Raw genomic sequence first — 14322 nt, 5'->3', positions numbered from 1 at the left:
CTAGGCCTTCTTGACTGCGCGCTTGCGCGTCGACCCTGATCCCGTGGACCCGGTGCCGGAGGACGGACCCGCCGTCGCAGCCTTGCGACCCTTGGCAGCAGCCTTCGCGGCGCTCTTGGTCGGCTTCTCCTTGGTGGCCGCCTTCGCCGCCACGGCCTTCTCGTGCTTCGGGGCACCCTCGGCGCGCAACTTCTCACCCTCGGCGACCGACATGACCTGGTGCCCACCGAAGCCACCACGCAGCGCGGCAACGGCCTGCATCGTGGGCGACTCCTGCTGGCGCGAGGCGAACCGGGAGAACAGCGAGGCCGAGATGACCGGCATCGGCACCGAGTTGGCGATCGCCTCCTCGACGGTCCAGCGGCCCTCACCCGAGTCGACGGTGTAGCCCGAGACGTCCTCGAGGTGCGGGTTCTTCTCGAGCGCGTCGACCAGCAGGTCGAGCAGCCAGGAGCGCACGACGGTGCCACGGGTCCACGCCTTGAAGGCACCTGGGACGTCGGTGACGATGTCCTTGGCCTCGAGCAGCTCGTAGCCCTCGGCATAGGCAGCCATCAGGCCGTACTCGATGCCGTTGTGCACCATCTTGGCGTAGTGGCCCGCGCCGACCTTGCCGGCGTGGACGAAGCCTTCGTCACGCGGGCCCTCGGGGCGCAGCGCGTCGAAGATCGGCATTGCCTTGCGGACGTTGGCCGCCGAGCCGCCGACCATCAGGCCGTAGCCGTTCTCGAGCCCCCAGATGCCGCCGCTCACACCGCAGTCGAGGTAGCCGATGCCCTTGGTCTTGAGGAGCTTCTCGTTCTCGAAGTCATCGGTGAAGCGGCTGTTGCCACCGTCGATGACCGTGTCGCCCTTGTCGAGCAGCTTGGCCAGCTGGGCGACCGTGTCGGCGGTCGGGGCACCTGACGGCACCATCACCCACACGGTGCGCGGTGCGTGGAGCGCCTTGACCAGCCCGGCCAGGGTCTTGACGTCCGACACCTTGGGATCGCGGTCGAAACCCACTACTTCGTGCCCTGCGCGGCGGATCCGCTCGCGCATGTTGCCGCCCATCTTGCCGAGACCGATCAGACCGAGCTGCATGTGACGACGCCCTTTCGTGTGGGTGGTGCGGTATGCCGCGAAGCCAGCTTCGCGGCATACCTCGTGGTGCGCGTGCTCAGGCTACGCCCGGGGGTGCTCAGCTCGCGAAGCGAACAGGCATGAGGACGTAGCGGTAGGAGCTGTCCGCCTCGCCGTCTAGCTCGTCCTGGCCGGACAGCACCGCGGGGCGCGACGGCTGGGTGAAGGAGAAGCGCGAGTAGTCGGTGCCGACGGCGCCGAGTCCGTCGAGCAGGAACTGGGGGTTGAACGCGATCTCGATCTCGGGTCCGGTGAGGGTGGACTCAACGGCCTCGGACGCCTGGGCGTCGTCGCCGGTGCCGGCCTCGATGGTCACCTGGCCGTCGCTGAACTTCAGCCGCACGGGGGTGTTGCGCTCGGCCACTAGGGCGACGCGCTTGACGGCCTCGATGAGGTCGGAGGTCTTGAGGACTGCCTCGGTGTCGACGCTGGTGGGGAAGATCGAGGTGACCTTGGGGTACTCACCGTCGAGCAGGCGGGTCGTGGTCCGACGCTGGCCGGCCTCGAAGCCGACCAGACCGTCGCCACCCGCGGACGACCCGAGGGCGACCTCGATGGAGCCGGAGGCGCCGAGCGCCTTGGCCGTCTCGGACAGGGTGCGGGCGGGGACCAGGGCCAGGTGGCTGGCGTCAGTGGCCTCGGGGTTCCAGGTGAGCTCGCGCATGGCCAGCCGGTAGCGGTCGGTGGCCAGCAACGTCATCTTCGCGCCGTCGATCTCGACCCGGACGCCGGTGAGGATCGGCAGGGTGTCGCCGCGGTCAGCCGCGATGGCGACCTGCGCCACGGCCTGGGTGAAGACGTCGCCCGCGATGGTGCCGCTCGCGGTCGGGGAGGTGGGCAGGGTCGGGTAGTCGTCGGCCGGCATCTGCATCAGGCTGAACCGCGAGGAACCACAGACCACCGAGACCTTGTTGCCCTCGGTGGCGATGTCGACGGGCTTGCCGGGCAGGTTGCGGGAGATGTCGGCCAGCAGCCGGCCGAGGACGAGGACCGTGCCACCCTCGGCGACCTCGGCCGCGACGGTGATCTTGGCGGAGACCTCGTAGTCGAACGCCGAGAGGGTGATGGTCCCCTCGTCGTTCGCCTCGATGAGCACCCCGGCGAGGACCGGCACCGGCGGACGAGCCGGGAGGCCACGGGCCACCCAGGTCACGGCGTCGGCGAGGACCTCACGTTCGACCCGAAACTTCACGGTGACTACCTGCCCTTCGCATGCGGCCCCGCCGCCGAAAACTTCAAGAATGTGATTGCGCACTGACCCTAGTGCTCACGGTGCACTCGGCCAACCCGGATCAGGCAATCCGTCTCGTTGGCTGTTCTTCCTGTGATTTCTGGTGGGCCGGGGCAGGATTGGTACTCGGGGCTGGATGCTGAGGGTAGATGGGTAGTCGTTGTCATAGGGGGTGTGGATCCTGTGGACGACGGGCATCGGTGCAGGTCAGCGCGGCGCGTCCGGTGTGGATGCAGCGTGGACAACCAGGCGGACAAGCTGGGTCGACCTGTGGAGGCGCCGACGCCGCCCACACGGTCTCCACACGGCATACCCCGGTTGTCCCCAGCTGCGTGCCGGCCGTGCACGGGTTGTCCACCGGTTGTCCACAGGGGTGGATAGGCGAGCAGACGGGAGGTGGACGGAAATCATCCGTTCGGTGGATAGCCGTAGGGGCCGAACACATACCCACAGAGTTGTCCACAGGTGTGGACCACGGGGCTGGTTCCCGGATTGTGTCGGTTGCACGCGACGGCGCGTGCTCAGCTGAGCACGGACCCGAGGAACATGTCGAGCAGGTGAACAGGCCCGCACACCTGTGCACAACCCTGTGGAGAACTCGGATCGTGGGAAGCGGACCCTCAGCGGGACTGCTGCTTGATCCGGTTGGTCAGCTCGGTGACCTGGTTGTAGATCGCGCGACGCTCGGCCATCAGCTGGCGGATCTTCTTGTCGGCGTGCATGACGGTGGTGTGGTCGCGGCCGCCGAACTGCTGCCCGATCTTGGGCAGCGAGAGGTCGGTGAGCTCGCGGCACAGGTACATCGCGATCTGGCGGGCGGTCACCAGGACGCGCGAGCGGGACGTCCCGCACAGGTCCTCGATGGTCAGCCCGAAGTAGGCCGCCGTCTGGGCCATGATCGTCGCGCTGGTGATCTGCGAGCCCTGCTCGTTCGGGATCAGGTCCTTGAGCACGATCTCGGCCAATCCCATGTCGACGCTCTGCCGGTTGAGGCTGGCAAAGGCGGTGACGCGGATCAGGGCGCCCTCGAGCTCGCGGATGTTGGTCGAGATCCGGCTCGCGATGAACTCGAGCACGTCGTCGGGGGCGCTCATGCGTTCCTGGATGGCCTTCTTGCGCAGGATCGCGATGCGGGTCTCGAGGTCGGGGGGCTGGACGTCGGTCAGCAGGCCCCACTCGAAACGGCTGCGCATGCGTTCCTCGAACCCGGAGAGCAGCTTGGGCGGCAGGTCGCTGGTGATGACGACCTGCTTGTTGGCGTTGTGCAGGGTGTTGAAGGTGTGGAAGAACTCCTCCTGCGTCTGCACCTTGCCCTGCAGGAACTGGATGTCGTCGATCAGGAGCACGTCGACGTCGCGGTAGCGCCGCTGGAAGTTGCTGGCCTTGTCGTCGCGGATGCTGTTGATGAAGTCGTTGGTGAACTCCTCGGAGTTCACGTAGCGCACCTTGACGTGCGGGTAGAGGTTGCGTGCGTAGTGCCCGATCGCGTGCAGCAGGTGGGTCTTGCCCAGGCCGGACTCGCCGTAGACGAACAGCGGGTTGTAGGCCTTGGCCGGCGCCTCGGCCACCGCGACGGCAGCTGCATGGGCGAACCGGTTGCTCGCGCCGATCACGAAGGTGTCGAAGGTGTACTTCGGGTTGAGCCGGGTCGCCGACTCGTCCGTGACGCTGAGGACCTCGTCGCGCGGACGGCGCTGCGGCTCGGCAGCCCGTGTCAGGGCGTAGACGTTGTCGACCCGCTGCGGCTGGTCGGGACCCCGTCCCTGGAGCTGGATGGAGGGCTGCTCGTCCAGGTAGCCGGTGGTGTCCTCGGTGTGGTGCGACTCGTCGAGCGAGGTGTCCACGGTGACGGCGAGCTGCACCTGCTCGCCGAGCTGGGAGGACAGCGCCTGGGTCACCGCGTCGCGGACCCGCTGCTCGACGACGTCCTTGGTGTACTCGTTGGGCACCTTGACCAGGGCGGTTCCGTCGAGCAGGCCGGCAAGGCGGGCCAGCGTGAGGAACGCGCGCTCCCGAGCGGGGAGGCCGTCGGCGTCGAGGGTGGCGATGGTGTTCTGCCAGATCTGTGTGAAGTCCAGATCTGTGTCACTCACCGGTCCCACATCCCTTTCGACGGTCTTGGCGGATCTTCCCTGTCGCAAGGGTCAAGTGCCTAGTCCAACACTGTGCCTTATCCACATAGTTATCCACAACCTGTGGGCAAGGGATGGGACGAGGAGGGACGTTAACAACCTCGGAGCAGCCGAGCAACCGAAACGGCAGAAATATGGCCCGTGCCGGGGAAATCAGGGCCCAGCACCCGGCGTGTCTGGGGAGAAATGCTCCTGAGTGGGTGATATTGGCACCTCACCATGCCTCAGTATGCCGCGTGGCCGGCGCTGGTTTGACCCTGCTGTCCGCGCTCGCGTACCTTTGGAACCGGCCTGTCGGCCGTTTTCGCATGCCCGTGACGCCCTGGATCGTCGGTGCCAGCTACCGAGGATCCATCAAGGACCACGTCGCGGGTCTCCGATTGCGGCCGACCCCCAGCCGCCCATGCACTCAGCAGGCCACCCGGGCCTGATCAGTAACGGAGATCCTCGTGAGCAAGCGTACTTTCCAGCCGAACAACCGTCGTCGGGCCAAGACCCACGGCTTCCGTCTGCGCATGCGGACTCGTGCGGGTCGCGCCATCTTGTCGGCACGCCGCGCCAAGGGCCGCACCGAGCTCTCCGCCTGAGGCGGACCCCGTGCTGCCCGCGGGGCACCGGCTCCGTGCGAGTTCGGACTTCGCGGCCACCTTTCGGGGGCCCGGAGGAGCCCGAGCTGGCTCCACGCTGATCGTGGTCCACGCCAACCAGGCCGACGCGCGTGCGGGACAACCGCCGCGGGTCGGTTTTGTTGTCTCCAAAGCCGTGGGCGGGGCCGTCGTCCGCAACCGGACCAAGCGACGCCTCCGGGCGTTGATGGCCGCTCGAGTTGGCGTGTTGCCGAGTGGCACTGACGTGGTGATCCGCGCCAATCCCTTTGCAGCACAAGCGAATTCGACTCTTCTTAGCGTCGAGCTGGACACCTTGTTGTCCAAGGTGACCGCACGGCTGACAGCGGTGCGGGCATGAGGCTGGTGAAACGGGTCGTGGCGGCGCCCCTCATCGGGCTGCTGCTGTTCTACCAGCGCTTCATCTCGCCGCTGACGCCCCCGACCTGCCGTTACTACCCCTCCTGCTCGACCTATGCCCTGGTCGCCATCCGGCGGTTCGGGCCGGTCAAGGGAACCTGGCTGGCGCTCAAGCGGTTGGCTAGGTGCCACCCCTGGGCCGCCGGCGGGGTCGACCACGTTCCAGCCAAGGACCCGGTCACCGCAGAGCACGCCTCCGCGGACCCGGCGAGCCAGACCCCCGCACCACCCACCCACGCCGCCTAGCGGCAGGGCACCAGACCTGCCGGCCACGCGGCATACCCACTGCGCGGCCGGAACCACCGGTGAACGGTCACCGCGACCGATCACCACCAGATTGAGGACGACATGAGTTTCAGTAACCTGGTCTACCCGTTCGAGTGGATCGTCTCGTGGATCCTGTACAGCTGGCACTGGGTGTTCACCAACGTCCTTGGCATCCCCTCCGACTCCGGGGTGGCGTGGACGCTGTCCATCGTCGGACTCGTGGTGGTGATGCGGGCCGCGATGATCCCACTGTTCGTCAGGCAGATCCACGCCTCGCGGCGGATGCAGCTCATCCAGCCCGAGATGCAGAAGATCCAAGCCAAGTACAAGGACAAGAAGGACCCCGACTCCCGTCAGGCCATGACGCAGGAGACGATGGACCTCTACAAGCGGACCGGGACCAACCCGTTCAGCTCGTGCCTGCCGATCCTGCTGCAGTCCCCGTTCTTCTTCGGACTGTTCCGGGTGCTCAACGGCCTCAAGAAGATCGCTGACGGCACGACCGACCCGATCGGCCCGATCTCGGCAAAGCTGGCCGGTGAGGCTGAGTCGTCCACCTTCTTCGGTGCGCAGCTGTCCGACAAGTTCATCGGTGCCAACAGTGTGACCGTCCAGATCGTCACGGTCCTGCTGATCGTGCTCATGTCAGCCAGCACGTTCACCACCCAGCGCCAGCTGATGATGAAGAACATGCCGGCCTCCGCGCTGGACAACCCGTTCGCCAAGCAGCAGAAGATGCTGCTCTACCTGATGCCGATCTTCTTCGCCATCTCCGGTGTGAACTTCCCGATCGGTGTGCTCCTCTACTGGCTGACGACCAACGTGTGGTCGATGTGCCAACAGTTCTACGTGATCCGCAACATGCCTGCGCCGGGGTCGCTGGCCGAGAAGGCCATGCAGGAGCGCCGTCGCAAGAAGGGCAAGGCCGTGGAGGAGTTCACGGTCAAGGGCCTGGACAAGGCAGACGACGCCGAGGCTCCCAAGCCGAGCGGCCAGCGCGTGCAGCCGTCGCGGAACAAAAAGAAGAAGGGCCCGGCCGGCACACCGGCCAAGAAGCCGGCGTCCGGCTCCCCCCAAGAACCCAAGCCCCAGACCGACAACTGAGAGTGACCACCATGACCGAGCAGAACAACACTGTCGTGGACGACATCACCGAGGCCGCTGACGGTTCCACTGACGAGTCCAGCGACGCAGCCACGACTGATACAGCCGTCGCCGCTGACGAGGCTCCGCACGCTGAGGCTGACGTCGCCCTGGACGCCGGGGGCTCCGTCGACGACGCGGATGACGCGGATGACGACGCCGAGGGCACCGACGCTGCCGGCGCGCCCCGCCGCCGCCCGGCGGCCAAGGTGGCCGACCTCGAGCGCGAAGGTGAGGTGGCCGCGGACTTCCTCGAGACACTGCTCGACATCGCCGACCTCGATGGCGACATCGACGTCGATGTGGACGGTGACCGTGCGGCGGTCTCCATCGTCGACTCCGACGAGGGCCGGGTCCCGCGCCGCCTGGTCGGCCAGGACGGCAAGGTGCTCGAGGCCCTGCAGGAGCTGACCAGGCTCGCCGTGCAGTCGGCGACCGGTGAGCGCAGCCGCCTGATGCTCGACGTGGCTGGCCACCGGGCCGAGCGTCGGTCGACGCTGGTCGAGGTGGCCCACCTCGTGATCGAGCAGGTCAAGGCAACGGGCGAGAAGGCCGCGCTCGACCCGATGACGGCGTTCGAGCGCAAGGTCGTCCACGACGAGGTGCTGGCTGCCGGTCTCTCGTCCGAGTCAGACGGTGTCGAGCCCAAGCGGTTCGTCGTCGTCCTGCCCGCATGATCGAGTTCATGATGGCGCTGTTTCACGTGAAACAACGCGCATGACGGGCATTGAGCCCAGCGACGACGGGCGCGGGACCGGGGAGACCGGAACCGCGCCCGTCGTGGCGTCCGGGGGGTCAGCCGACGGCACGGACGGTCCGGCCGTCGCGCCCGTGGCCCCGTCGACAGCGGCGGCGGTCTTCGGCCCCCGCCTCGAGCTGGCCGAGCGGTTCGCCGCGATCCTGGCTGACACGGGGGTGTCGCACGGGTTGATCGGTCCCCGCGAGGTGCCGATCCTCTGGGACCGGCACATCCTCAACTGCGCTGTCGCGCACGAGGCCTTCCCCGCCGGGGCAACGGTGGTGGACGTGGGCTCCGGTGCCGGGCTGCCCGGGCTCGCCATGGCGATCGCTCGACCCGATCTGCAGCTGCACCTCGTCGAGCCCATGCTCCGACGGACCACCTGGCTCTCGGCCACCATCGACGAGCTGGGTCTGGACAACTGCACCGTCCACCGCGGGCGAGCGGAAGAGTTCGACGGGGTGCTGTCTGCGCCCTTTGCCACGGCCCGTGCGGTGGCCCGGATCGACAAGCTCGCTCGCTGGACCTTCCCTCTCCTTGCGGACGGCGGCACGCTCGTGGCGCTCAAGGGCGGTTCCGCGGCTGAGGAGCTGGCGGCCGAGGAGAAGGTGCTACGCAAGCTCGGCATGACCGCCTCGCGCGTCGTGACGTACGGTGCCGAGCTGCTCCCCGTGGCTACCACGACGCTGCAGCTCACGGTGGGAGCCCGTCCGCTGTCTCGAGCGGCGAAGCGACGGGCCAAGAACCGGTCCTGACGACCCGTCGTGACGGGGCGCCGCCTCCCGCGTTGTGACACCGGCGCGACGTAGGGTTGGATGATGTCCATGGCCAACGAGGTGACTGCGTGAGCTCAGCAACGCTGCAAGTGACCAGAGGACTCGGATGGCCAGAACGCCAGGGACGTGCCAGCAGCGCGCTCGGGTGGCCCGGGCCTGACGGGGCAGCGCAGGACGTGTCTGTTTCACGTGAAACAGAGCCCGCGACGAGGCCCGTCACCGAAGAGAAGCCGGTCCCCGAGGCCGTCGAGGTCAATGACGCGACTGTGGTCACCGACGCGGCAGTGGTCACCGACCGGGCCGATGATGACGTCGTCGTGCCGGACGGCAGCCACATCGTCGTGACCGAATCCGCCACCACCGTTTCACGTGAAACAACCCAGTCGTCGGAGGCTGAGATCACACCCATGGAAGCCCCGTCCGAGGCCGCCGCGAGCGACACCCAGCTGGGGACGGCTGCCGCGGCGGAGGATGCGCTGGCAGCTGTTGTTTCACGTGAAACCGACGAGCGGGCCGAGCTGGCCTCCTCGTTACCGATCGCCGACCGGGACACCCCCCTGGCTCAAGCGGTCGCGGCCGACGCACGCAAGCGGATCGCCCTCACTGGCCGGGTCTTCCCGAAGCCGCTCGCGACCCGCGTCCTCACGGTGGCCAACCAGAAGGGCGGCGTCGGCAAGACCACGACCACCGTCAACGTGGCGGCCGCCCTCGCCCAGGCTGGGCTGACCGTGCTGGTCATCGACATCGACCCCCAGGGCAACGCCAGCACCGCCCTCGGCATCGACCACCACGCCGAGGTGCTGAGCATCTACGACGTGCTCGTCGAAAGCACCCCCATGGCGGATGTCGTCGCGGAGTGCCCGGACATCCCCGGACTGTGGTGTGCCCCCGCCACCATCGACCTGGCCGGCGCCGAGATCGAGCTGGTCTCACTGGTCGCCCGCGAGACCCGCCTCCAGAAGGCCATCGCGGCCTACCTCGAGCAGGCACCCACCAGCGACCAGCCGGTGCCCGACTACATCCTGATCGACTGCCCGCCGAGCCTGGGCCTGCTGACGGTGAATGCCTTTGTCGCGGCGCAGGAGGTCTTCATCCCCATCCAGTGCGAGTACTACGCGCTGGAGGGCCTGTCGCAGCTGCTCAAGAACATCGAGCTGATCCGCAACCACCTGAACCCGACGTTGCACGTGTCGACCATCCTGCTGACCATGTATGACGGTCGGACCCGGTTGTCCGCCCAGGTCGCCGACGAGGTGCGCAACCACTTCCCGGAGCAGGTGCTGCGCAACACCGTCCCGCGCTCGGTCCGGATCTCCGAGGCGCCCAGCCACGGCCAGACCGTGATGACCTACGACCCCAACTCCAGCGGCGCCCTCTCCTACCTCGGGGCCGCAGCCGAGCTTGCCGACCGTGGCGCCGCCACCGCCGTCCACCCGACCGCGTCCACGCAGAACTGAGAGAAGACACCATGAGCGAGAAGCGTCGCGCCCTCGGCCGAGGACTGGGAGCCCTGATCCCCAACGCCCCGACCTCCCCCAACGGCCGCCCCGTGGACGTCTTCTTCCCGGACCAGCGCCCCGGTGCGACCGCGTATGCCGGTGCGTCGCCGGCCGAGCGCGACAACGCCGGAGACGCCGGTGGCGGCACCGCGACGGCCACGATCGAGGAGACCGACCGTCGCGAGGACGTCTCGGCGACCAGCACGGAGGGCGAAGCCGGGAGAGCAGGCGACGCCCAGAGTGGCCAGAACAGCTCAGCGGCCTCGACGTCGACGGACAACCCGCACGGCCTGGCGCCGGTGCCCGGGGTCTCCTACGGCGAGATCCCCGTCGAGCAGATCCGACCCAACCCCCGCCAGCCCCGTTCGGTGTTCGACGAGGACGACATGGCCGAGCTGGTGCACTCCATCAGCGAGATCGGCGTGCTCCAGCCGATCGTCATTCGCCCCATTCCTGCAGGTCAGGGCCCTGACCAGCTCGGCAACGCCCCCGAAGGCGTGCTCTACGAGCTGATCATGGGGGAGCGCCGGTGGCGCGCCTCCCAGGAGGCCGGGAAGGCCACCGTCCCGGCCATCGTCAAGGAGACCGACGACGACGACCTCCTGCGCGACGCCCTCCTGGAGAACCTGCACCGCAGCGAGCTGAACGCGCTCGAGGAGGCCGCGGCATACCAGCAGCTGCTCGAGGACTTCGGCTGCACCCACGACGAGCTCGCGGCCCGGATCGGCCGCTCGCGGCCGCAGATCTCCAACACGCTGCGGCTGCTGAAGCTGCCGCCGCTCGTCGCGCGGCGGGTGGCCGCCGGGGTGCTCTCGGCCGGTCACGCGCGCGCCCTCCTGTCCCTGCCGGACGGTGCTGCCATGGAGCGGGTCGCCCAGCGGATCGTGGCCGAGGGTCTCAGCGTCCGCAACGTCGAGGAGATCGTCGCGGTTGGCGGTCCGGACGACGTCGCCAAGCCCCGCCGTCCGCGCGCCGGCAACCGGCACCCCCAGCTCGACGACCTGGCCGCACGGTTGTCGGACCGGTTCGACACCCGGGTCAACATCGCGCTGGGTCAGCGCAAGGGCAAGCTCACGGTCGAGTTCGCCTCGGTCGAGGACCTCAACCGGATCGTCGACATGCTCGGCCTCGACCGCCGCACCTGAGTTCAACAGGCGACTCCGCACAGGTTGCTTGACTGAGGACAGGTTGCACCCTGTCCGTCTTCACCCAACGTCTGCTAGCAAAGGTTAGGTGAAGGAGACACGGGTGACCGGGGCGAATTCCCTTGTGACAGTGGAGGATTCGCGTCGGCCGGTCAGCTGTGCGCGGCGAGGTAGGCGCGCAGGTCGCCGAGCCGCAGGACACCGGTCGTGGCCGTGTCGTCGTCGCCCAGGTAGAGCCGCTGGAGGCTGACCAGCACGGCCTCGGCGAGGGTGTCGCGGAACGCCGGGTCGGCCAGTCGGGCCGCGTCGGTGGGGTGCGACAGGTAGCCCGCCTCGATGCGTACGGCCGGCATCCGGGTCTGCTGCAGGAGGGCCCAGGAGCGACCGTGCGAGCGGCAGTTCTCCAGACCGGTGCGCGCGACGACCTCACGCAGCACGAGGTCGGCGAGGTGTTCGCCGACGGCTGACCACGAGGTCTTGCGGTCGCGCCCGAAGAAGAAGGTGGCGACTCCGCTTGCCTCGGCGGCGTCGTGGGAGTCGCAGTGCAACGAGAGGACGAGGTCGGCGCCGGCGTCGTTGGCCAGGGCAGCCCGCTCGTCCTCGCTGGGGCAGGTGTGCTCGGTGCGCGTGAAGACGACCGAGACGCCGATGACGGTCAGCCGGCCCTCGATCCGTCGGGCGAGGTCCATGACCAGCTCGGACTCGACCAACCCGTGCGCCACGGCGCCGGTGTTGCTGCCCCCGTGGCCCGGGTCGAGCACGACGGTGCGCCCGGTGAGGCTGTGCCCCGAGCGACGGACCAGTTCACGCTCGCGCAGCACGTTGGCCGACCCGCCAGACACCGATCGACGCAGGTCCTTGAAGGCCCGCAGCGTGTCGGGACCGACCGACCCGTCGCCGGACAGGCCGTAGGCGCGCTGGAAGCTGCGCACCGCCCGCTCGGTCTCGGGACCGAACCGTCCGTCGACCCGGCCGGCGGCAAAGCCGAGGGTGTTGAGCCGCTCCTGGAGGGTAACGACGTCCTCGCCACGCAGCAGGTGGCCAGGTGTGTGCATCAGGATCCGGTCGCCCAGGGCCCAGCGAGCCCCGTCGATCGCGGTGAACGTCTCGACGCCGACGACACCGTCGACGATCAGGCCCTTGTGCTGCTGGAACGCCCGCACCGCCCGCTCCAGGGAGGCGTCGAAGCGCGCCGGGTCGAAACCGTCCGGGACGGCGCCGTCGTCGTCGCCGTTCGGGGCGCCCAGGTGGGGAGGCTCCGGGAGCTGGTCGAGGGGGAGTGCCGCCAGTCTCGCGCGCACGTCCGCCACCTCCGGGCCGTGGCTGCCGAGGCCCAGCAGGCCGCTCTTGCTGTCGGACACTCGGCCTCCTCAGCTGCTTCGACGGGGTGTGGACGGGTTGTGGACGGGTCGTTCGGGGGACTGTTGGTCGGCTCTGAGAACCGGCGAAATCTGGCGTTTGTGCAGGTCAGCGGCTTGTCACGGGGTCAGGGAGCATCGCTGCCGCCGCCTGAGCCTAAGTCAGAACCCGGCCGCAGACCAACCGGACTGCACAGCGTGGCCGACAGCGACGCCCGTCCGGTAAACACCGATGCCGGCCGTGCCCATGGTCGGGCACGGCCGGCATCCGGTCACGACGTTGCTCAGCCGAGGTAGTCGGCGAGCTCGCGCACCAGCTTGGGCTTGGGCATCGCACCCACGAGGGTCTTCACGACCTCGCCGCCGACGTAGACGTTGAGGGTTGGAATGCCGGTGATCCCGTAGCGGCTGCTCACGGCGAGGTTCTCGTCGGTGTTGAGCTTGACGATCTCGATCTTGCCGGCGTGCGCGACAGCGAGCTCCTCGAGGATCGGGGCGACGGCGCGGCACGGGCCGCACCAGGGCGCCCAGAAGTCCACCAGGACGGGCTTGTCGTTCTGGAGGACGTCGACCTCAAAGGTGGCGTCCGTGGTGTCCTTGATGGCTCCCACTCGGGGGCTCCTTTCGGTGGTGCTGCGGTGGTTGGGGAACTGCGTCTGCCGTGCGCCGGGTGTGGATGCCACGATCCCAGCAGGGTCCGACAGGGGGTCAGTGGGCGAGGGCGCGTTCTGCGGTGTGCGCGGGCTCGGTGAGGGCGGTGTCAGGTGCCGGCTGGCCGGCGTGCTCACGGTCGGCGAGGTAGCGCTCGGCGTCCAGGGCCGCGGCGCAGCCGGAGCCGGCCGCGGTGATGGCCTGGCGGTAGGTGTGGTCGACCAGGTCACCGGAGGCGAAGACGCCGGGCAGGTTGGTCAGGGTGGTCCGGCCCTGGACCAGGACGTAGCCCTCGTCGTCGAGGTCGACGACGCCCTTGACCAGCTCGTTGCGCGGGTCGTGGCCGATCGCGACGAACAGGCCGGTGACAGGCAGCTCGCGGGTCTGGCCGGTCTCGGTGTCACGCAAGGTGATCCCGGTCAGCTTGGCGTCGCCGTGGATGGCCTCGACGGCGGAGTTCCAGGCGAACTTGATCTTGTCGTTGGACAAGGCGCGCTCCGCCATGATCTTGGAGGCCCGCAGCTCGCCGCGGCGGTGCACGATCGTCACCGAGCGGGCGAACTTGGTCAGGAAGGTCGCCTCCTCGACGGCGGAGTCGCCACCACCGACGACGGCGATGTCCTGGTCGCGGAAGAAGAACCCGTCACAGGTCGCACACCACGAGACGCCGTGGCCGGACAGCCGCTTCTCGTCGGGCAGCCCGAGCTCGCGGTAGGCCGAGCCCATCGCGAGGATCACGGCGTGCGCGCGGTAGCTGTTGCCCTCGGCGTCGACGACCGTCTTGACCGCACCGTCGAGCGAGACGGACTCGACGTCGTCGGTGATGATCTCGGCGCCGAACCGCTCGGCCTGGGCGCGCATGTTCTCCATCAGGTCCGGGCCCATGATGCCCTCGCGGAAGCCAGGGAAGTTCTCCACCTCGGTGGTGTTCATCAGGGCGCCACCAGCGGTGACGGCCCCTTCGAACAGCAGCGGCTGGAGGTTGGCGCGGGCCGCGTAGACGGCGGCGGTGTACCCCGCCGGGCCGGAGCCGATGATGATCAGACTGCGGATGTCGGCGGGTGCGGTGGTGGTCACGCGGTTACAGCCCCTTGTGGTCGAGAAGGCGGTGCACCGCTACATACGGTGCCGGAGTCTTCAACTGATCGTAGGGCCTCGATGTTCCCCGCCACGCACGGTGTGCCGCGACGCGCGGGGTGAGCTCCCGGACCGGACGCCCGCCTGTTCGGCCGGG

At 68.6% G+C, this 14322-nt stretch carries 14 protein-coding genes; 8 read left to right on the top strand and 6 right to left on the bottom strand.

The window, feature by feature from the left end; translation table 11 throughout:
• The 3 genes from gnd to dnaA all read right to left on the bottom strand — a co-directional run bounded on the left by gnd (position 1) and on the right by dnaA (position 4446).
• Positions 1–1083, bottom strand: coding sequence for a phosphogluconate dehydrogenase (NAD(+)-dependent, decarboxylating) (gene gnd / locus EAH86_RS10070; RefSeq protein ID WP_140739987.1), 1083 nt, complete (start codon positions 1081–1083; stop codon positions 1–3).
• 97 nt (positions 1084–1180) lie between these two features.
• Positions 1181–2314, bottom strand: coding sequence for a DNA polymerase III subunit beta (gene dnaN, locus EAH86_RS10065; protein WP_140739984.1), 1134 nt, complete (start codon positions 2312–2314; stop codon positions 1181–1183).
• Between the two features lie 659 nt (positions 2315–2973).
• Positions 2974–4446: a chromosomal replication initiator protein DnaA gene (dnaA, locus tag EAH86_RS10060; protein ID WP_140739981.1), complete on the bottom strand. Its 1473-nt coding sequence runs from the start codon at positions 4444–4446 to the stop codon at positions 2974–2976.
• A 488-nt stretch (positions 4447–4934) separates the two neighbouring features.
• On the opposite strand from dnaA, the gene rpmH reads away from it, so the two are divergent.
• The 8 genes from rpmH to EAH86_RS10020 all read left to right on the top strand — a co-directional run bounded on the left by rpmH (position 4935) and on the right by EAH86_RS10020 (position 11079).
• Complete coding sequence (rpmH, locus tag EAH86_RS10055) at positions 4935–5072, top strand: 50S ribosomal protein L34 (RefSeq protein ID WP_140739978.1); 138 nt, start codon at positions 4935–4937, stop codon at positions 5070–5072.
• Positions 5011–5451: a ribonuclease P protein component gene (rnpA, locus tag EAH86_RS10050; RefSeq protein ID WP_338325241.1), complete on the top strand. Its 441-nt coding sequence runs from the start codon at positions 5011–5013 to the stop codon at positions 5449–5451. The genes rpmH and rnpA overlap by 62 nt, the downstream gene beginning before the upstream one ends.
• Positions 5448–5756 (top strand): membrane protein insertion efficiency factor YidD, encoded by a 309-nt coding sequence (yidD, locus tag EAH86_RS10045; protein ID WP_140739962.1) that lies wholly within the window; start codon positions 5448–5450, stop codon positions 5754–5756. Before rnpA ends, yidD begins: the two co-directional genes overlap by 4 nt.
• Before the next feature lie 102 nt (positions 5757–5858).
• A complete protein-coding gene (yidC, locus tag EAH86_RS10040) occupies positions 5859–6881 on the top strand; it encodes a membrane protein insertase YidC (RefSeq protein ID WP_140739959.1) in 1023 nt (340 codons plus the stop codon).
• A gap of 11 nt (positions 6882–6892) precedes the next feature.
• The gene (locus EAH86_RS10035; protein WP_170212791.1) at positions 6893–7597 is read left to right on the top strand and encodes a protein jag; all 705 of its coding nucleotides are present in this window, start codon (positions 6893–6895) and stop codon (positions 7595–7597) included.
• Positions 7598–7637: 40 nt separating this feature from the next.
• The gene (gene rsmG / locus EAH86_RS10030; protein ID WP_140739956.1) at positions 7638–8414 is read left to right on the top strand and encodes a 16S rRNA (guanine(527)-N(7))-methyltransferase RsmG; all 777 of its coding nucleotides are present in this window, start codon (positions 7638–7640) and stop codon (positions 8412–8414) included.
• Between the two features lie 197 nt (positions 8415–8611).
• Positions 8612–9892, top strand: coding sequence for a ParA family protein (locus tag EAH86_RS10025; RefSeq protein WP_277752329.1), 1281 nt, complete (start codon positions 8612–8614; stop codon positions 9890–9892).
• Positions 9893–9903: 11 nt separating this feature from the next.
• On the top strand, positions 9904–11079 hold the full coding sequence (locus tag EAH86_RS10020) for a ParB/RepB/Spo0J family partition protein (protein WP_140739953.1): 1176 nt from the start codon (positions 9904–9906) through the stop codon (positions 11077–11079).
• Between the two features lie 152 nt (positions 11080–11231).
• Here the strand turns inward: EAH86_RS10020 and EAH86_RS10015 are convergent, their stop codons facing one another.
• The 3 genes from EAH86_RS10015 to trxB form a co-directional block, all read right to left on the bottom strand.
• Positions 11232–12440, bottom strand: coding sequence for an N-acetylmuramoyl-L-alanine amidase (locus EAH86_RS10015; RefSeq protein ID WP_241668308.1), 1209 nt, complete (start codon positions 12438–12440; stop codon positions 11232–11234).
• A gap of 281 nt (positions 12441–12721) precedes the next feature.
• On the bottom strand, positions 12722–13048 hold the full coding sequence (gene trxA / locus EAH86_RS10010) for a thioredoxin (RefSeq protein ID WP_140739950.1): 327 nt from the start codon (positions 13046–13048) through the stop codon (positions 12722–12724).
• 97 nt (positions 13049–13145) lie between these two features.
• The gene (gene trxB / locus EAH86_RS10005) at positions 13146–14165 is read right to left on the bottom strand and encodes a thioredoxin-disulfide reductase (RefSeq protein WP_140739947.1); all 1020 of its coding nucleotides are present in this window, start codon (positions 14163–14165) and stop codon (positions 13146–13148) included.
• Positions 14166–14322: the final 157 nt, after the last annotated feature.

The organism is Pedococcus bigeumensis (assembly GCF_006438965.1).
GTDB lineage: Bacteria > Actinomycetota > Actinomycetes > Actinomycetales > Dermatophilaceae > Pedococcus > Pedococcus bigeumensis_A.
This window is presented reverse-complemented; position numbering and strand designations above follow the sequence as displayed.